This window comes from Microbacterium sp. 11MF (assembly GCF_000383475.1).
Lineage (GTDB): Bacteria > Actinomycetota > Actinomycetes > Actinomycetales > Microbacteriaceae > Microbacterium > Microbacterium aquilitoris.
This window is the reverse complement of the sequence record NZ_KB911461.1, coordinates 81,751-97,587: the sequence shown is the minus strand read 5'-3', so window position 1 is coordinate 97,587 and position 15,837 is coordinate 81,751. Positions and strand designations below refer to the sequence as shown.

Annotated in this window: 21 protein-coding genes; 5 read left to right on the top strand and 16 right to left on the bottom strand. The window is 69.5% G+C overall.

The genetic code is table 11. The features are described 5' to 3' along the window. Positions 1-2: 2 nt before the first annotated feature. The gene (locus H286_RS0112560) at positions 3-656 is read left to right on the top strand and encodes a hypothetical protein (RefSeq protein WP_018187650.1); all 654 of its coding nucleotides are present in this window, start codon (positions 3-5) and stop codon (positions 654-656) included. 8 nt (positions 657-664) lie between these two features. Here the strand turns inward: H286_RS0112560 and H286_RS0112555 are convergent, their stop codons facing one another. After that, positions 665-2,095 (bottom strand): glycosyltransferase family 39 protein, encoded by a 1,431-nt coding sequence (locus H286_RS0112555; RefSeq protein ID WP_020098425.1) that lies wholly within the window; start codon positions 2,093-2,095, stop codon positions 665-667. A gap of 446 nt (positions 2,096-2,541) precedes the next feature. Between H286_RS0112555 and H286_RS0112545 the strand changes: the two genes are divergently transcribed. After that, on the top strand, positions 2,542-2,874 hold the full coding sequence (locus H286_RS0112545; protein WP_020098424.1) for a DUF7882 family protein: 333 nt from the start codon (positions 2,542-2,544) through the stop codon (positions 2,872-2,874). Positions 2,875-3,233: 359 nt separating this feature from the next. Next, the gene (locus tag H286_RS0112540) at positions 3,234-3,752 is read left to right on the top strand and encodes a hypothetical protein (RefSeq protein WP_051090677.1); all 519 of its coding nucleotides are present in this window, start codon (positions 3,234-3,236) and stop codon (positions 3,750-3,752) included. Between the two features lie 57 nt (positions 3,753-3,809). Here the strand turns inward: H286_RS0112540 and H286_RS0112535 are convergent, their stop codons facing one another. The 3 genes from H286_RS0112535 to H286_RS0112525 are packed head-to-tail and all read right to left on the bottom strand — an operon-like array spanning position 3,810 to position 6,295. Beyond that, entirely contained in the window at positions 3,810-4,214 is a 405-nt protein-coding gene (locus H286_RS0112535; protein WP_020098422.1) for an arsenate reductase ArsC, read from the bottom strand. Continuing rightward, positions 4,211-4,966: an aquaporin gene (locus H286_RS0112530; protein WP_028497511.1), complete on the bottom strand. Its 756-nt coding sequence runs from the start codon at positions 4,964-4,966 to the stop codon at positions 4,211-4,213. The genes H286_RS0112535 and H286_RS0112530 overlap by 4 nt, the downstream gene beginning before the upstream one ends. 9 nt (positions 4,967-4,975) lie before the next feature. Further along, on the bottom strand, positions 4,976-6,295 hold the full coding sequence (locus H286_RS0112525) for an FAD-dependent oxidoreductase (protein ID WP_020098420.1): 1,320 nt from the start codon (positions 6,293-6,295) through the stop codon (positions 4,976-4,978). Between the two features lie 93 nt (positions 6,296-6,388). Between H286_RS0112525 and H286_RS14630 the strand changes: the two genes are divergently transcribed. Both H286_RS14630 and H286_RS0112515 read left to right on the top strand, forming a co-directional pair. Then, positions 6,389-6,739: an ArsR/SmtB family transcription factor gene (locus H286_RS14630; protein ID WP_026302933.1), complete on the top strand. Its 351-nt coding sequence runs from the start codon at positions 6,389-6,391 to the stop codon at positions 6,737-6,739. Then, the gene (locus tag H286_RS0112515; protein ID WP_020098419.1) at positions 6,736-7,239 is read left to right on the top strand and encodes a GNAT family N-acetyltransferase; all 504 of its coding nucleotides are present in this window, start codon (positions 6,736-6,738) and stop codon (positions 7,237-7,239) included. Before H286_RS14630 ends, H286_RS0112515 begins: the two co-directional genes overlap by 4 nt. A 58-nt stretch (positions 7,240-7,297) precedes the next feature. Here H286_RS0112515 and rpsN read toward each other — a convergent pair whose 3' ends face one another. The 12 genes from rpsN to H286_RS0112455 form a co-directional block, all read right to left on the bottom strand. Beyond that, positions 7,298-7,603: a 30S ribosomal protein S14 gene (gene rpsN / locus H286_RS0112510; protein WP_018187657.1), complete on the bottom strand. Its 306-nt coding sequence runs from the start codon at positions 7,601-7,603 to the stop codon at positions 7,298-7,300. A 4-nt stretch (positions 7,604-7,607) separates the two neighbouring features. Further along, positions 7,608-7,778 (bottom strand): 50S ribosomal protein L33, encoded by a 171-nt coding sequence (gene rpmG / locus H286_RS0112505; protein ID WP_005051772.1) that lies wholly within the window; start codon positions 7,776-7,778, stop codon positions 7,608-7,610. Further along, on the bottom strand, positions 7,778-8,014 hold the full coding sequence (gene rpmB, locus H286_RS0112500; protein WP_018187658.1) for a 50S ribosomal protein L28: 237 nt from the start codon (positions 8,012-8,014) through the stop codon (positions 7,778-7,780). Before rpmB ends, rpmG begins: the two co-directional genes overlap by 1 nt. Positions 8,015-8,185: 171 nt before the next feature. Further along, the gene (locus H286_RS0112495) at positions 8,186-8,812 is read right to left on the bottom strand and encodes a HEAT repeat domain-containing protein (RefSeq protein ID WP_020098417.1); all 627 of its coding nucleotides are present in this window, start codon (positions 8,810-8,812) and stop codon (positions 8,186-8,188) included. Between the two features lie 85 nt (positions 8,813-8,897). Then, positions 8,898-9,563, bottom strand: a complete 666-nt coding sequence (locus H286_RS0112490; RefSeq protein ID WP_020098416.1) for a DNA-3-methyladenine glycosylase — start codon at positions 9,561-9,563, stop codon at positions 8,898-8,900. After that, entirely contained in the window at positions 9,560-10,948 is a 1,389-nt protein-coding gene (locus H286_RS0112485; protein WP_028497510.1) for a hypothetical protein, read from the bottom strand. Before H286_RS0112485 ends, H286_RS0112490 begins: the two co-directional genes overlap by 4 nt. Beyond that, entirely contained in the window at positions 10,938-11,705 is a 768-nt protein-coding gene (locus tag H286_RS0112480; protein WP_020098414.1) for a TIGR03943 family putative permease subunit, read from the bottom strand. The genes H286_RS0112485 and H286_RS0112480 overlap by 11 nt, the downstream gene beginning before the upstream one ends. 4 nt (positions 11,706-11,709) lie before the next feature. Continuing rightward, a complete protein-coding gene (locus H286_RS0112475) occupies positions 11,710-12,741 on the bottom strand; it encodes a permease (RefSeq protein WP_020098413.1) in 1,032 nt (343 codons plus the stop codon). Beyond that, a complete protein-coding gene (locus H286_RS0112470) occupies positions 12,731-13,159 on the bottom strand; it encodes a Fur family transcriptional regulator (RefSeq protein WP_018187664.1) in 429 nt (142 codons plus the stop codon). Before H286_RS0112470 ends, H286_RS0112475 begins: the two co-directional genes overlap by 11 nt. A 10-nt stretch (positions 13,160-13,169) precedes the next feature. Then, positions 13,170-14,069, bottom strand: coding sequence for a metal ABC transporter permease (locus tag H286_RS0112465; RefSeq protein ID WP_020098412.1), 900 nt, complete (start codon positions 14,067-14,069; stop codon positions 13,170-13,172). Further along, positions 14,066-14,878 carry a metal ABC transporter ATP-binding protein gene (locus tag H286_RS0112460; protein ID WP_020098411.1) on the bottom strand — a complete coding sequence of 271 codons (813 nt, stop codon included), beginning with the start codon at positions 14,876-14,878 and terminating at the stop codon, positions 14,066-14,068. Before H286_RS0112460 ends, H286_RS0112465 begins: the two co-directional genes overlap by 4 nt. Beyond that, entirely contained in the window at positions 14,875-15,825 is a 951-nt protein-coding gene (locus H286_RS0112455) for a metal ABC transporter solute-binding protein, Zn/Mn family (protein ID WP_028497509.1), read from the bottom strand. Before H286_RS0112455 ends, H286_RS0112460 begins: the two co-directional genes overlap by 4 nt. Positions 15,826-15,837 lie beyond the last annotated feature (12 nt).

Genomic DNA, 15,837 nt, shown 5'->3' with positions numbered 1-15,837 from the left:
CCATGGCCGGATCATCCACGAGCGACATGTCGCTTGCCGAGCTCGCCTCACTCGTGGAGGCCGCCGGAGCAGGCGCCCCTCCCGATTCGGGTGGTGAGGTTCGGGGCATCCGTCACGCCGACGAGTTGGTGCGACGTTCGCGCGAGCGCTTGCAGGAGGTGGTTTCCACTGCGCGTTCTCACGACGTCTCGTGGCAGGAGATCGGTGATGCGCTCGGGGTCAGCCGACAGGCGGCCTTCAAGCGATTCGGCGCCAAGGGCGAGGGGGAAACGATGGCAGCACCGGGGATAGACCTGACGGATCGGACCAGCGAGGTGTTCGCGCACCTGGACGCCGGCGACTACGAGGCGGTGCGGGCGCACATGACGTATACCTGCGGCCGCGCGCTGACCAAACGCAAGCTGATGGGCGTGTGGGATGAGGTCCGGGGCGAATCCGGTCGCCTCGACGCGTGTGTCGAGGCGACGGTGCGGACGGCCGACGGCAGCACACCACTGGCCAAGCTCGCCAACCGGCATCTGAGCACGGGAGCGATCGTGCAGGTGACCCTCCAGCATGAGGCCGGCGAGTGGATTGGACGCGTCGCCTACAACGGTTCCGGCAAGATCACCGGCATCCTCATCGCCCCGCCGGGGTCACGCGACCTGCCGTTCTGACCTTCCGCTCAGCGCGCGTCATCCCGGCGCCACTCGCCCACCGTCAGACCACCGACGTCTCGAACGGATGCCGGAGCGTATCCGTTCGCGGCCAGTTGCTGCGCGAACGCCGACCCGTCTCTCGTCACGACCCAGATGTCGGCGTCGCCGGGAACCTCAGTGAACTTCGGATCGACGAGGGAGTCTGAGTAGGTGCCGGTTCCGACGTAGCTCGATGCGAACGCGATGTCCCGGAGGCCTGCGAAGGCGTCTGGGTAGGCGGCGATGGCGACGCGTGGCCGGGTTCCCGCCGGGCCTCCGGCCTCGAGCAGGATGGCGTCGCCCGGTCGGGCATGCGACGCGATGAAGGATGCCGCGGCGCGAAGGTCGATGCCCCCGGGTTTCGCGGTCGGCAACCGCGACGCGATGACGTGCGGCACGGCGAGTACGCAGATGAGGACGGTCGCAGCGACGAGGCTCCGGCGACGTGCGCCCCCCAGAAGCGAGCCGACCAGGAGCGCGAGTGCCGGCGCCGAGACGGTCAGGTAGCGCGGAGTGAACACCGGCATCCCCGCCAGCGATAGCGTCACGAGCACGGTGCCGGGCAGCAACAGCCAGACGAGGAGCGATACCACGGGGCTCGACAGCGTGACCCGCCACCCCGCTCGCACCGCCACTGCGACCAACAGCGCCAACCCGATCGCCATCCAGAACGCCGAGCCGAACATCGGCTCTATCAGCACGGTGTAGAGGTTGACGTCCTGCTCGGACAGCCACGCCACCTGACCTCGTTGCGGAATCATCGCGAGCACGAGGGGCGCGGCGAGCAATCCGGGAACGACCAGCGCGGCCGAAACCCGAACGACGCGCGTGCGCCACGCAAGGGTGGGGTCGTCCGCGAGCAGCGCGAGCGCGGGAAGCACGAACAGGCCATACGCGAACATCCACACCGAAGCCGTAGCAGCCGCCCCCACAGCGACCCACGGTGCCCAGCCACGGCGCTCACGCGCCCACGCGACGAGCACGGCGGCGACGACCAGCAGGGCGGTAGCCATCGCATACGACCGCGCCTCGATGCCCTGCGTCGTCATCCTCGGGAGGACGACGAAGACCACCACCGCCACGATGCCGGGGGCCACCCCGAACCACCGACGGCCGAGATGGAACACACCGGTCGCCCCGACCGCGACGGCGAGCGCAGAGGGGAACCGAACCGAGAACTCGGATTCTCCGAAGACCTGGATCCACCCGTGCATGATGAACGCGTACAGCCCGTGGACGGCATCCCGCTGCATCACGAAGCCGAAGAACTCCGGCAGCGGCAGCCGTGCGAGCTGCAGTGTGGCGGCCTCGTCGTACCAGAACGAGGGCACCCACGACCCCGCCATCGTGACGACGAGCGCCGCGGCGAAGACGACGAGCGACGCCGTCCCTTTCGCGACGGTTTCGCTGACCGTCATTCCCTCACCGATCTGAACCGCAGACCGCCGCGGGGCGAATCAGCGCAGCGAGCCGCTACCTGCCTGCCGTGCACGTCTGCCCCATCTGACGACCCCTCGCGGCCAGCGTGCCCGCTGAACCGAACCGAACGGAACGGCGCGTGCAGCCGGGTGGCCTGCCGTACCGGCGGGAAGCCGTTCGCCATGTGCCGCAAGACTATCGAGTCGAGCCACAGCACGATCGCACGCGCCGCCGGCATCACAGGCATCTGGAACCACCTCGCCGGATAAGTCGTACATCTCGATCTGCCACCCGCCGCCCATCACGTTGTCGTGTGGCGCGCAACCCCTCGCCCGATCGGCGTGACGCGAGGAACCTGCAGAGTGGGGCACCAGCATGTTGGATCCGCAGCACTGCTCAGCAGTGTGTCTGATGGGATGCGTCCGGTTAAGGGAAGGTCACCACCATGGGGCGCTTCAACTACAGCACCAACGCGAAGACCGACATCGAAGATCGCGCGCTCGCGCATTTACAGATCGTGATCGGGAACAAGTTGAAACGTGGCGAGCCGTTCTTTTTCACCTGGCGCGAGGACCTCAGCATGGATGACGGCCGACGAGCGGTCTGGATCCACTCCGACTCGAAGCTCAGCTTCACGTACCGCGGTAGCCGCGCGCCGACCATCAACAGGGCGTGGTTGAGCAAGCTCGCGCGCCTTGCCGACGCGACCAGCGGGCTCTACCTCGTGTCCGAGCCGCCGGATGACCATCGCGCCGAAGCGGCCGCAGACGTCATCTGACCAACGCCCCCGAAGTGTACGGCCGGGTGGTATCCGGCCACCCCCCTATCGGTGCGCAGGGATCCGTGACACTGTCAGCAATGAGGGCGGTCGGGGGGCCCGCCCGGTTGGAGAAGCCCCGCCAGCACCGCAGATCTTTTGATCCTCGTGTTTTGGAGATGGGTGGATCCCCTTGCACTCACCTGGGGGGTGTTTGTGAGGGGATCCTGTTTTTCTGCACGACCGTTTGAGAGGGGACCTCGTCTTCTGAGGCCGACGCAACCCCCAGTGCGCGCCTGGCGAGGTCCCCGCTCCAGCGACAGGCCGGGGCAGCCGACGGTTTCTGTGCGACGCCCAGGCCGGAGGCGTAACGTCGGTTCATGAATGCAAAAGTGAAGAGCGCGGGCAGTGGCCCCGCATTGTTGGGCCTCCGGTCGATCCTGGTCACCACCCTCCCGTCGGAGCTGATGACCGTCGATGCACCCGACCGATACACCGTCGAAGCTGTCTTCACCCGCAGGGTGGAGCCGGATGAGGTAGCCGATATTCAAGGCAACGAGACTCGCGCGCAGCTGTCCGCGCACGGGTACTCGACCGCGGAACTGCGGGTGTCCGACCGTCGGCTTGAGATCCACAACACCAATCTCGAAGAGCTCCGTGATGGACTCGCCTCCGTGATCGCACAGCGCCTGGGCGACATCGACACTCATCTGGCGATCCAGCGAAACGCCGACGCCCACCGGTTCCAGGACGCGTCGCATCAGGAAAAGGCGCGCGCCGCCGCGGTTGCAGTGCTAGCCGGATCGATCGCATTCACGCCGCCAGATGCAGGCGACCTGAGTGACGAGAGCGCGCGAGTAAGCGACTGGATGGAAGAAGGTGGATCAGGCCGCGACTGAGAGCGATGACCCGGCAACTCACCGTCAGCGCCCGCGACGATGGCGTGGCGAGAAAACCTAGAGCAGGCTGGCGACGAGTCCTTCGACCCGCCCGCGGATGTCGTCGCGGACCTCACGGACGACGTCGAGGGGCTGCCCGGCGGGGTCGGTGAGTTCCCAGTCCTCGTAGCGCTTACCGGGGAAGATCGGGCAGGCGTCGCCGCATCCCATCGTGATCACGACGTCGGCCTGACGCACGGCGTCGGTGGTCAGGATCTGGGGGACGGCACCGGCGAGATCGATGCCTTCCTCCGCCATGACGGCGACGGCGTTCGGGTTCACGGCGTTGCCGGGCTCACTCCCGGCAGAGAACACGTCGATGCGGTCTCCGGCGATCGCGCGGAGGTATCCGGCCGCCATCTGCGATCGGCCGGCGTTGTGGACGCAGACGAAGAGGACGGCGGGCTTGGTGGTCTCGGTCATGAGTGCTCCTGCGGGGTGGTTTCGGGTTCGGTGGGGATGACGGCACGGCCGGCTGCGCGTGTGGCTGCCGGCTGGAGGACGAGGAAGAGGCCGAGCCCGATGGAGGCGCCGACGAGTTGCGCCAGGATGAACGGCACGGCGGATGCCGGGGCGATTCCGGCGAAGGTGTCGGTGAAGATGCGGGCGACCGTGACCGCAGGGTTCGCGAACGATGTCGAGCTGGTGAACCAGTACGCAGCGCCGATGTACGCCCCGACGGCTGCGGCGGTCACGCTCGGCGTGCTCGTACGGGCGAGGGTGAAGATCAGCAGCACGAGCCCGGCGGTGGCGACGACTTCTCCGATGAGCTGCCCGGGAGTTGCTCGCTGATGCGTCGAGAACGCGGGTGCGACGTCGAACATCACGCCCGCCAGGAGCATCCCGGCGACACCGCCCGTGAGCTGAGCTGCCAGGTAGCCCCCGGGGTCGGTCGCAGGACGCCCGCCGGCGCAGCGCCGACCGAGCACCCAGTCCGCGAGCGAGACGACGGGGTTGAGATGCGCTCCTGACACGGGGCCGAGCATGAGGATCAGCACGGCGAGGCCGAGAGCCGTTGCGAGGCTGTTCTCGAGCAGTTGCAGGCCGACGTCGTTCGGGGAGAGTCGCTGGGCGGCGATCCCCGAGCCGACGACGACGGTGACGAGCATCCCCGTTCCGATGAACTCGGCCAGCATCCGGCGCACCAGCGGTGGCCGAGACGATGCAGTGTGCATATCCACGGATCAGACGGATGCCGGGGCGCGGCCGACCTGCACGAGCGCGACAGGCGGGGCGCAGCAGGCACCGCCGAGCGAGGCTCCGGACGCATCGAACAATCCCGCGCCGCCGCACACGCCGGTGTCCGGCAGGACCAGCTCTACGCGGCGGGCGGCTTCGTGATCGCCTGCCAGCTCGGCCACGACGCTGCGCACCTGCTCGTACCCGGTGAGGGCGAGGAACGTCGGCGCACGACCGTAGGACTTCGCCCCGACCAGGTAGAAGTTCTGCTCCGGCTGAGCGAGGTCCGCTGCGCCCGTCGCGGCGACGGAACCGCAGGAGTGGACGTTCGGATCGACCTCCGCGGCAATCCGCACCGGAGCCTGGAGTGTCGGGTCGAGCTCCAATCGCAGCTCGGAGAGGAACGACAGGTCGGGACGGAACCCGGTCAACACCACGACGCGGTCGGCGGTGAGGGTGCGGCCGTCCTCCGCGACCAAAGTGGGTCTTTCTCCGTCATGAGTGACCCGCTCGACGCGGAACCCGGTGACGAGGGAGACGAGACCGGCCTCGACATACTCTTTCGCCCGGATCCCCAAGGCGCCGCGCGCAGGCAGCTCGTCGGCATCCCCTCCGCCGAACGTGTTGCCGGCGGTCGCGCGGCGCAGCGCCCAGGTCACGGTCGTCGAGGGGTCGCGACGAGCCATACGGGCAAGGGCCAGGACGGCGGTCACCGCGGAGTGCCCGGAGCCGATCACGATCGTGTGCTTGCCGGAGAAACCCGCCCGATCGCGGAAGTCGGGGATGCGGTACGAGAGCAGGTCCGCCGCGGAGGCCTCCCCCAGCGCGGGCAGGCCGTCGGCTCCGGCAGGGTTCGGACTGGCCCACGTGCCGGATGCGTCGATCACGGCCCGCGCCTGCAGCCGGTACTCCTCCCCCTCGGAGGGCGAGATGTGGACCGTGAACGGCTGCTCCCCGCGGTCGGCATCGACGAGCCGGTCCCGACCCATCCGGGAGACACCCGTAACGCGGGAGCCGAAGCGGATCCGATCACCCAACGCCGTGGCGAGGGGGGCGAGGTACTTCCCGATCCACTGGTCGCCGGTGGGGTATCCGGCAGCGGGCGCCTGCCACCCCGACGTGCGCAGAAGGCGGGCGCCGGACGCGTCGATGAGCTCGGGCCATTCGGAGAACAAGCGGACGTGGCCCCACTCCGCGACAGCCGCAGCAGGAGCAGCACCGGCCTCGAGGACCACGACGGGCATGTTCCGCTCGACGAGGTGTGCCGCAGCGGCGAGCCCCTGCGGACCTGCACCGATGACGACGACGGGCAGGACATCGTCCACCTGGGGCCTCCTCACACGCATCGACAAAGCTCGATGGATAGAGGATGCACAGATCCATCGACAGATGTCAATACGACGTGAGAAGATGACCGCATGCCTGCACACCTCCCGCTTCTCGCCCCGTCCGAAGGTGCAGTGTGCTGCGGGACGGTCACGGGCAGTGTGATCTCGGTGGAGGATGCGGAGCGCACCGCGCGGGTCTTCAAAGCGCTCGGCGACCCCACCCGTGTGCGTCTGCTCTCCCTGATCGCCGCCTCCGCCGACGGCGAAGCGTGCATCTGCGATCTCACCGAGCCCGTCGGGCTGTCTCAGCCGACCGTCTCCCATCACATGAAGCAGCTCGTCGACGCGGGACTCGCGACGCGCGAGCAGCGGGGCCGATGGGCCTACTACCGCGTCGTCACCGACGCGCTCGACGCGGCATCCCAGACCCTCCGCCCATGACCGACGCCACCATCCGGGCCCTGACCGCGCACGACTGGCCCCAGGTGGAGTCGATCTACCGCGAAGGCATCGCAGCGGGGAACGCGACCTTCGAGAGCGCACCCCCGTCGTGGGAGGAGTTCGACCGAGCAAAGCTCCAGGTCGGCAGACTCGTCGCTGCCGACCCCACCGGCACGGTGCTCGGCTGGATCGCCGCTTCCCCCGTCTCGACGCGTGAGGTCTACCGAGGGGTCGTGGAGCATTCCGTCTACGTCGCCGACAGCGCCCAGGGCCGGGGCGTCGGCAGAGGTCTCCTCGAGGCTTTCGTGACGGATGCCGCCGCCGCCGGCATCTGGACGGTCCAAGCGAGCATCTTCCCCGAGAACATCGCCAGCTTGACGCTGCACGAGCGGGCCGGTTTCCGCCAGGTCGGTCGCCGCGAACGCATCGCGTACATGACCCACGGCCCGTGGGCCGGCACCTGGCGCGACACGATCCTCATCGAACGTCGGGCCGACTGAGCCCCCGGAAACGACGAAGCCCCCGTCCGGAGACGGGGGCTTCGTGCGGAAGTGGTGCTTACCAGCTCGACTTGGTCACGCCGGGCAGCTCGCCACGGTGTGCCATCTCGCGGAAGCGGACACGCGAGATGCCGAACTTCGACAGGTGGCCGCGGGGGCGTCCGTCGATGGCGTCGCGGTTGCGCAGGCGCACCGGCGACGCGTTGCGGGGAAGCTTCTGCAGGCCGACGCGGGCGGCCTCGCGGGCCTCGTCGGTCGCGTTCGGGTCCACGAGGGTCTTCTTCAGCTCGGCACGCTTCTCGGCGTAGCGGGCGACGATGACCTCGCGCTGGTTGTTGCGCGCGATCTTGCTCTTCTTCGCCATGCGATCAGCGCTCCTCTCGGAATTCGACGTGCTTGCGGATCACCGGGTCGTACTTCTTGAGCACGATGCGGTCGGGGTTGTTGCGGCGGTTCTTGCGCGTCACGTAGGTGTACCCCGTGCCGGCGGTCGAACGCAGCTTGATGATCGGACGAACGTCCTGAGCCTTCTTCGCCATTAGAGCTTCACACCCTTCGCGAGGAGGTCCTTCACGACCGACTCGATGCCGCGGGCGTCGATGACCTTGATGCCCTTAGCCGAGACGTTCAGCGTGATCTTGCGACCAAGCGAAGGAACGAAATAGGTCTTCTTCTGCACGTTCGGGTCGAAGCGGCGCTTCGTCCGGCGGTGCGAGTGCGAGATGTTGTGACCGAAGCCGGGAACAGCTCCAGTCACCTGGCACACTGCTGCCATAGTGATTCTCCTTAGTACCGTGACACCGGACGGTGCCACCCAAGATCCCTTGTCTGCACCCCGCTCCCGGACACGGCTGTAGGCCGTCTTCTGAGGGTGGGATGCGAACTGCGTGCTGGAGTGCGCGCAGACGAAGAGTCAGTCTAGCACGGCCGGGCGTGTCGCCGTGACTCAGGCGGATGCCGCGGCCACGGCCTCGTCGTACGTCTGCTCCGGGTCGTCCATGAGTCGAGCCGTCACGGCCGCATGGGCGCGCGTGTACGGGCCGCCGGTCGCGAGGGCCCAGTCGACCTGCGGGCGGGCGGGCTCGCCGAGCGTCGCGAACGCCTCGCTGAGGCTCCGCCGAGTGTCGTCCTCGCCGCGGGCGAACTGCGTCGCCAGGGTCGTCGCGAGAGCGGATGCCTCGGCTGCCGGCACGTGCCGGGCCGCCGTGCGCCAGGCCACGCGTGCGACCGCGTCGTCGGCATCCTTCAGGAGGTCGGAGGTGATCGCCGGCCACACGCGCGGCCCGCCGATCTTCGACATGGTGTGCAGCGCCTGCGCGCGGATCTGCGCACCGCGCGATCCGAGTTCGACGAGGAGCCGGTCGATGACCTCATCGGCGTCGTGCCGGGTCAACGCCCAGGTCAGCATCTCGCGCACGAGGAACTGCGGCTCGATGCGGCACTGCGCCACGAGCACCGGGATGTACTCCGAGCGCGGGTGGGTGCCGGCCGTCATCGCGGCCTGCACACGCGCCGACGGGTCGAGCGACGCGAGCGCCGCCTCGAGGCGGTCTGCGGCGGTGGTGTCGGTCACGGGTCACCTCACGGGGTCGGGTGGGAGGCGGCATCCCACCCTCACGGCAACGCGCCGAGGCCGGCGGGTGTTCCCGGTCGTCGAATCAGCCCGTAGCCTCGCGCGCGCCGCGGCCCCAGCGGAAGGCAGACACGGTCGGATCGCCCGGGATCCAGAAGCGCCACGGGAACGCATCCGTCCCGGCGATCCCCGCGACGCCGACCCGGGGTCCCGTCGCGATCTCGGCCAGCGGCTCGGCGAGCAGGAACAGCCGCGCGCTCGCGCCGGCCCGCTCCTCCCCCGTGACCGCGTCGATCCCGTCGTGGATCGGATGCCGGAGCCCCACCGCATCGCCGAGGCGGCCCGGCCCGCGGGCCAGGTCGCGCGCGACGCGCGCCGCGGGACGGCGGGCGTGCGCGGCATCCGCTCCGTCGACGACCTCTCCGGCGCGCAGCAGGATCCCGCCGGCGACGCCCTCCGGACCGCTCACGACGTTGACGCACGAGTGGATGCCGTGGCTCAAGTAGACGTACAGATGGCCCGGCTCGCCCCACATCGTCGCGTTGCGGGCGGTCGGCCCCATGCGGGCGTGCGAGCCGGGGTCGACCTGCGGGCCGGTTCCCCGCCCGTGGTACGCCTCGACCTCGGTGATGCGGAGCGCCACCGACCCGGTCGACGTCTGCACCCGCAGCTCGCCACCGAGCAACGCGGGGGCGACCTCGGCCGGGAGCCCTTCGAGCGCCTCGCGCGTCGCGGGAACCAGCGAGGTCATTGCGACGGAGCCTTGCGACACCACGCGACGTCGAACCCCTCGAGCGTCGTGATCTGCTTCCCGTCGAAGCTGAAGATCCGGGTCTCGAGCTTCTTCGGGAGAGGCAGCGTGTACCCGTCGTACGGGTTGTCGACCACGTCGGGGGCGATGACGAGGGCCACGTATCGCCCGCTCGGCGAGACGCAGGTCTGCAGCAGACCGTCGGCGATGTCGACCTTCGCGACGACGCTCGTCTTGCCCGCGGCATCCACTCGCAGGATGTTCGTCCCCAGCGGGTTGAGTCCGTCGAACGGGGTGAGCGCGCGAAGCGTCGAGCCGTCGGACATCGCGAGGACCGACCCGGTCTGGCCGAGTTCGGCGGATGTCGGGGGCAGGGGCTTCTCCTTCGCCGAGGCGAGGTCGACGACGACGGGTCCCTCGAGCCGTTCGATGTAGGCCGTCGTGCCCGAGATGTCGTCGATGCCGGTCGCGTTGCCGAGCTCCACGGGCGCGGCGCCCGTCGACGAGACGAGGCTGAGGGCGCCGTCGAAGGTGAGCATGAGGATGGTGTCGGTGCCCGGCACGAAGCGCCAGTCCTCGACGCGGGGGTCAGCACCGGTGACCTTTATCTCGGTCGGCTTCGCCGCGGGATCGGCCGTCGATCCGGTGAAGAGCAGGCTCTCACGGCCGCCGGATGCCGAGATGTCGGCATCCGTGAAGGTGTAGCCGATCGTGTTCCCCCGCTCGGCGCTCTGCAGGTTCGTGACGACGCCCTTGCCCGGCAGGGTCAGCTCCTGCCGGTGGGTGCCGTCGGTGCGGGTGACGACGAGGTGCGAGACGCCGTCCTTCACGGTCGAGACGACGAGGCGGGCTGCGGTGGCCCGGAAGTCCTCGATGTGCTCGTCCTCGAAGACGGGTTCGTTGTCGCCGTCGAGGCCGACGCGGTAGATCTTGTCGCCGCCCTCGCCGCGCTGCAGGACGTAGGAGTGCAGCTTCGGGGTCGAGAACGACTCCTCGACCGTCGAGGTCGGCCCGCCGCCCAGGCCCGCGAGCCGGTCGATGCGGATCGTGTACGTCGTCTCGTCCCAGAGCGGGTCGGTGAAACGGATGCCGACGCTCCGCCCCGACGTGTCGACGGTGAACGGCGCCGCGGGGGTCACGGTGACCTGCGAGGCATCCACCTTCTGCAGCGACTGCGTCGTCTCGAAGATGAGGCGCGAGCCGGCCGAGCTGACCGCGGCCGCGGCGTCGGACTGCACCGAGGTGACGCGGGGACCCTGCAGGGTGGTCACCAGGCCGCCGGCGAGCGCCACCACGCCGAGCACCGCGACGACCGCGAGGACGCGCACCGAGAACCCGCGCGCCCGCCGCCGCTGGCGATGGGAGCGGCGGCTGTCAGAACTCATACGGATCCTTGGGCTCGGCGATCGGCTTCACCGATGCCGCCGCCACCTGCAGCTGCCCGTTCACGTCGCGGATGGTGCCCGTGACGGTGACCCACTGGCCGTCGTCCGGGATGTCGTCGGCCGTGACCGGCAGGCTCGCCGGCTGAGCGTCGATGACGCAGTGCGTGATGATGAGCCGCGTCAGGTCGAAGCCGCCCTTGCCGGGGGCGACGAACCCGGTGAGCGAGATCTCGGTGCCGTCGAACACCTCGGGGTCGGTCGCCGTCGCGAACACGCTCGCCCAATCGCCGATGCCGAACGAGGCGGTGTCTCCGGTGATCGCCAGCGCCACCGTGTCGGATCCCTGGAACAGCGGCGGGGCTCCCGTGTTGCGTGAGGCCGCGAGCTCCGCCGACAGCGTCGCCGGCGGGACGACGAGCATCGTCGTGGCGACCCCGAGGGCGAGCACGCCGCCCGCGACCGTCGCCGCTGTGCCCACGAGCTGCCGGCTCGTCCGCGGCGCGTGATCGTGGTGGTCGTGGTCGTGGTCGGCATCCGCCGCGGGAGCATCGCGGTGGTCGTGCCCGTGGTCCTCGGCTGCGCCGAGCGGCAGCAGGAAGCTCAGGACCGAGCCGACCAGCGCGAGCACCGCCATCGACACGGCGAACCACGACGACTCGGGGTTGATGTACAGACCGAGCCGGCCGGTGACCGCGAGGGCGATCGTCAGGGCGGCGATGGATGCCACGGCACCGACGCCCAGCATCCGGAACCACACCGTGTCACGCAAGGAGGTTCACCACCCCTCCGATCGCCGCCGCTGCGAGGACGACCGTCGCCACGAGGACGCCGAGCACCCGCGTCCGGAAGGTCGTGCGCAGGAGCGCGAGCATCTTCACGTCGACGAGGGGTCCGACGAGCAGGAACGCGACGATCGCACCGGGGGTGAACGTCGAGGCGAACGACAGCGCGAAGAACGCGTCGACGTTCGAGCAGATCGACACGATCATCGCGAGCATGATCATCGCGGCGATCGACAGGGCCGGGTTCGACCCGATCGACAGCAGCACGTTGCGCGGGACGATGACCTGGACGGCGCCGGCGACGGCGGATCCGATGATGAGGGCCGGCATGACCGCGCGCAGCTCGACGACGAACTGGGCGAGGCTGCGGCGGGCACGGTCGCCGCTCACGCCCTGCTCGGCCAGACACGCGTCACGGAAGCGGTCGGTGATGAGGGCGTCCTGATCGGGATGCCGGCTGTACAGCCATCCGATGACGTTGGCGATCAGGTAGCCGCCGAGCAGACGGGCGACGAGGATGCCGTCGTCGAAGCCGAAGGCCTGGTGGGTGGTGATGATGACGATCGGGTTGACGATGGGCGCCGCCACCAGGAACGTCAGCGTCTCGGCGACCGAGAACCCGCGCATCATGAGGCCGCGGGCGAACGGGACGTTGCCACACTCGCACACCGGGATCAGCATGCCGAGGAGCGACAGGACGGCGCGGCGACCCCACGCGTTCCGCGGCATCCACCGTTCGATGACCCCCGGCGGCACCCACACCTGCACGACGATCGACAGGATCACGCCGAGCATGACGAACGGCAGCGACTCGATGAGCACGCTGAGGGCGAGGGTCAGGCCGTCCTGCGCTCGCGTGGGGAGTTCGGGCGACGGGCTCCACAGCGCGACGCCGATGAGCGCGAGGACGGCGAGGAGCCCGAGCCCCAGCCAGAGCGCGCCGCGCGCAGCCGACCCCGGCGAGGGGGTCGACGATGCTCGGGATGCCGCGGGGCGGACCTCAGTCCGCACGAGCCTCAGGCCGGTCGTCGCCCTGCGCGATCCGCGCGGAGCACTCGGCGCACGTGCCGAAGATGTCGACGACGTGCTCGGCATCGGTGAACCCGTTCGCCGCCGCCGTCCGCTTCGCCCAGGTCTCGACCTCGTCGGCCTGGATCTCGACGGCCTTGCCGCACACCCGGCAGATGAGGTGATGGTGGTGGCCGGTGCTGGCGCAGGCGCGGTAGATCGCCTCACCCTCGGGCGACTGGAGCTGATCCGCCTCACCGCTCGCGGCGAGGGTCGCGAGCGCCCGGTAGACGGTCGCGAGACCGATGCCGGTGTTCTCGTCGCGAAGGGCGGCGTGCAGATCCTGGGCGCTCACGAACCCGGGAGCGTCGGACAGCGCCGAGCGCACGCGCTCTCGCTGCCAGGTGTTGCGCTGGGCCATGGGGCGGATTCTACGCGCGGACGCTAGCGACGGGCTGGGTGCGGTGCGCGGCATCCGTGCGCTCCACCCGGCCCCGCCGGTCGCCGACGACACGGCAGACGAGGTAGATGACGAACGAGATCGTCGTGATGTACGGGCTCACGGGCAGGGTTCCGGCGACGGCGAGCAGGATGCCGCCGACCGCCGAGACGATGCCGAACAGGGCCGCGAGCAGCGGGACCGCGACGGGGCCGTGCGCGATGCGCGCCGCGGCGGCGGCCGGCGTCACGAGCAGCGCGAGGACGAGCAGCGCGCCGATGATGTGGACGGCCACGGCGACCGCGAGTCCCAGCAGCAGCATGAACGCGAGCGAGATCAGCCCCGTCGGCACGCCGCGCGCCGCCGCGGACTGCGGATCGAGCGAATCGAATCGCAGCGGTCGCCAGATCAGCAGAAGCGCCACCAGCACGACGGCGGAGATCGCGATCAGCCAGGTCAGCTGGTCGGACTGCACCGACACGATCTGCCCCGTCAGGAGGCTGAACCGGTTGGCGCTCCGCCCGTTGTAGAGCGCGAGGAAGAGGATGCCGAGGCCGAGACCGAACGGCATGAGCACGCCGATGATCGAGTTGCGGTCGCGGGCGCGCGAGCCGAGCCAGCCGATCAACGCCGCGGCGACCATCGACCCGACGATCGACCCCGTGACGACGTCCGCGCCGATCAGGAGCGCTGCCGCCGCACCGGCGAACGAGAGCTCGCTGATGCCGTGCACGGCGAACGCCATGTCGCGCTGCAGGACGAAGACGCCGATGAGCCCGCCGACGAGGCCGAGGATGGCACCCGCCCACACCGAGTTCTGCACGAGCGCGAGGATCTGCCCGTACACGGGTACGCCGCCGAACATGGCGTTCGCGATGTCGTCCCAGTTCATGCGTGGTCCTCGTGATGGTGGTGGGATGCCTCGGCGTCGGGAGCGCCGACGACGACCAGACGGTCGCCCGCTTCGAGCACGAACACGGGAGCGCCGTAGAGGTCGGTGAGGACCTCGGAGGTGAGGACGTCCTTCGGTGCGCCGAGGGTGAACCGCCCGTTCGCGATGTAGAGGATGCGGTCGACCTTGCCGAGCAGCGGGTTGATGTCGTGGGTGACGAGCAGGACCGCGGCACCGCTGCGGCGGTGCCGGTCGATGAGACCGACGACGGCCTGCTGGTTCGCGAGGTCGAGACTGGTCAGCGGCTCGTCGCAGAGGAGCAGACGGGGGTCGTCGGCGAGGGCCTGACCGACGCGCAGGCGCTGCTGCTCCCCACCCGACAGGATGCCGACGGGTCGATCGGCGAAGTCGGTGGCGCCGATCGCGGCGATCAGCTCGTCGACCCGCTCGCGGTCTCTGCGCCGCGGGATCGGGGGCCCGAAGCGGTGCCCGTTGACCCCCAGGGCGACGAGGTCGCGGCCGCGGAGTGCGGTGTCACGCGGGAGCGGCCGGGTCTGCGGCAGGTAGCCGATACCGCGGTTCCCCGCGCGGGCGACCCGCTTGCCGTCGACCTCGATCGTGCCCTCGCTGAGGTCCTCGAGTCCGAGGATGGCGCGCAGGAGGGTGGTCTTGCCCGAACCGCTGGGGCCGAGGACGGCGATCAACTCGCCCGGCTCGACCGTGAGGTCGAGTCCGCTCCAGAGCTCGCGTCCGCCGCGCCGAAGCGCGGCACCCCGGATCTCGAGAGGGGGTGATGCGTGCCGGGTCACCGGGTCAGCGTACCCGCCAGCTCGTCGATGTTCTTCTGCATCCACGTCACGTAAGTCAGCCCTTCGGGCATCACCTCGGTGACTTTCAGCACCGGGATGTCGTTCGTCTTCGCGAGCTTCTCGATCTCGCTGGTCTCGGCACCACCGGTCTGCGCGTTGACGACGACCGTACGGACCTCGCCCGACTCCAGGATCTTCGTGGCCTCGAGCAGCGTCGCCGGCGGGACGTCCTGACCCTCTTCGACGGCTTCGCTGAACGCCTCCGGGGTCGCGTTCTCGAGGCCCGCGGCAGCGGTCAGGTAGAGCGGCACGGGTTCCGTGACGAAGACCTTCTCGCCGTCGTACTTCGCCTTGAGACCGTCGAGCGAGGTCTCGAGACCGCTGATGCCCTCGATGAGGGTGTCGGCGTTCTTCGTGAAGGTGTCGGCCTTGGCGGCATCCAGCGTGCCCAGTTCCTTCGCGATGGCGGTGATGTACTCCTCCATCGCGTGCGGGTCGTACCAGACGTGCTCGTTGAAGCCCTCGATGTGCCCGTGGCCGTGGTCGTCGGCGTGCTGCGGGTCGGCGTCCTCGTACGCGTGCGAGTACTCGACGGCGGTGAGGACCGGAGCCTTCGTGCCGCTCGCCTCGACGAGCGAGTCGAGGAAGCTGTCGTAGCCGGCGCCGTTCTCGAGGATGAGGTCGGCGTCCGAGATGGTCAGCTGATCGCGGGCGGATGCCTCGTAGGAGTGGGGGTCCTGTGACATCGAGTGGATGATCGACGTGACCTCGACGTCCTTGCCGCCGATGACCTCGGCGAGGGAGCCGTAGACGTTGGTCGATGCGACGACCTTGAGGGGGGAGGCGTCACCGCCGGACGAACCGGCCGGTGTCGCCGTGGCGCATCCGGCGAAGACGAGGACGGATCCGGCCGCGAGGGCGGCGAGGGCGGGCACACGAGAGGTCATGTCCTGACTGTA

Bases quoted from the DNA above. Each gene is read 5' to 3' on its own strand.
- H286_RS0112560 (WP_018187650.1), top strand. From the start codon at position 3: ATGGCCGGATCATCCACGAGCGACATGTCGCTTGCCGAGCTCGCCTCA.
- H286_RS0112555 (WP_020098425.1), bottom strand. From the start codon at position 2,095: ATGACGGTCAGCGAAACCGTCGCGAAAGGGACGGCGTCGCTCGTCGTC.
- H286_RS0112545 (WP_020098424.1), top strand. From the start codon at position 2,542: ATGGGGCGCTTCAACTACAGCACCAACGCGAAGACCGACATCGAAGAT.
- H286_RS0112540 (WP_051090677.1), top strand. From the start codon at position 3,234: ATGAATGCAAAAGTGAAGAGCGCGGGCAGTGGCCCCGCATTGTTGGGC.
- H286_RS0112535 (WP_020098422.1), bottom strand. From the start codon at position 4,214: ATGACCGAGACCACCAAGCCCGCCGTCCTCTTCGTCTGCGTCCACAAC.
- H286_RS0112530 (WP_028497511.1), bottom strand. From the start codon at position 4,966: ATGCACACTGCATCGTCTCGGCCACCGCTGGTGCGCCGGATGCTGGCC.
- H286_RS14630 (WP_026302933.1), top strand. From the start codon at position 6,389: ATGCCTGCACACCTCCCGCTTCTCGCCCCGTCCGAAGGTGCAGTGTGC.
- H286_RS0112515 (WP_020098419.1), top strand. From the start codon at position 6,736: ATGACCGACGCCACCATCCGGGCCCTGACCGCGCACGACTGGCCCCAG.
- rpsN (WP_018187657.1), bottom strand. From the start codon at position 7,603: ATGGCGAAGAAGAGCAAGATCGCGCGCAACAACCAGCGCGAGGTCATC.
- rpmG (WP_005051772.1), bottom strand. From the start codon at position 7,778: ATGGCGAAGAAGGCTCAGGACGTTCGTCCGATCATCAAGCTGCGTTCG.
- rpmB (WP_018187658.1), bottom strand. From the start codon at position 8,014: ATGGCAGCAGTGTGCCAGGTGACTGGAGCTGTTCCCGGCTTCGGTCAC.
- H286_RS0112490 (WP_020098416.1), bottom strand. From the start codon at position 9,563: ATGACCTCGCTGGTTCCCGCGACGCGCGAGGCGCTCGAAGGGCTCCCG.
- H286_RS0112485 (WP_028497510.1), bottom strand. From the start codon at position 10,948: ATGAGTTCTGACAGCCGCCGCTCCCATCGCCAGCGGCGGCGGGCGCGC.
- H286_RS0112470 (WP_018187664.1), bottom strand. From the start codon at position 13,159: ATGGCCCAGCGCAACACCTGGCAGCGAGAGCGCGTGCGCTCGGCGCTG.
- H286_RS0112465 (WP_020098412.1), bottom strand. From the start codon at position 14,069: ATGAACTGGGACGACATCGCGAACGCCATGTTCGGCGGCGTACCCGTG.
- H286_RS0112455 (WP_028497509.1), bottom strand. From the start codon at position 15,825: ATGACCTCTCGTGTGCCCGCCCTCGCCGCCCTCGCGGCCGGATCCGTC.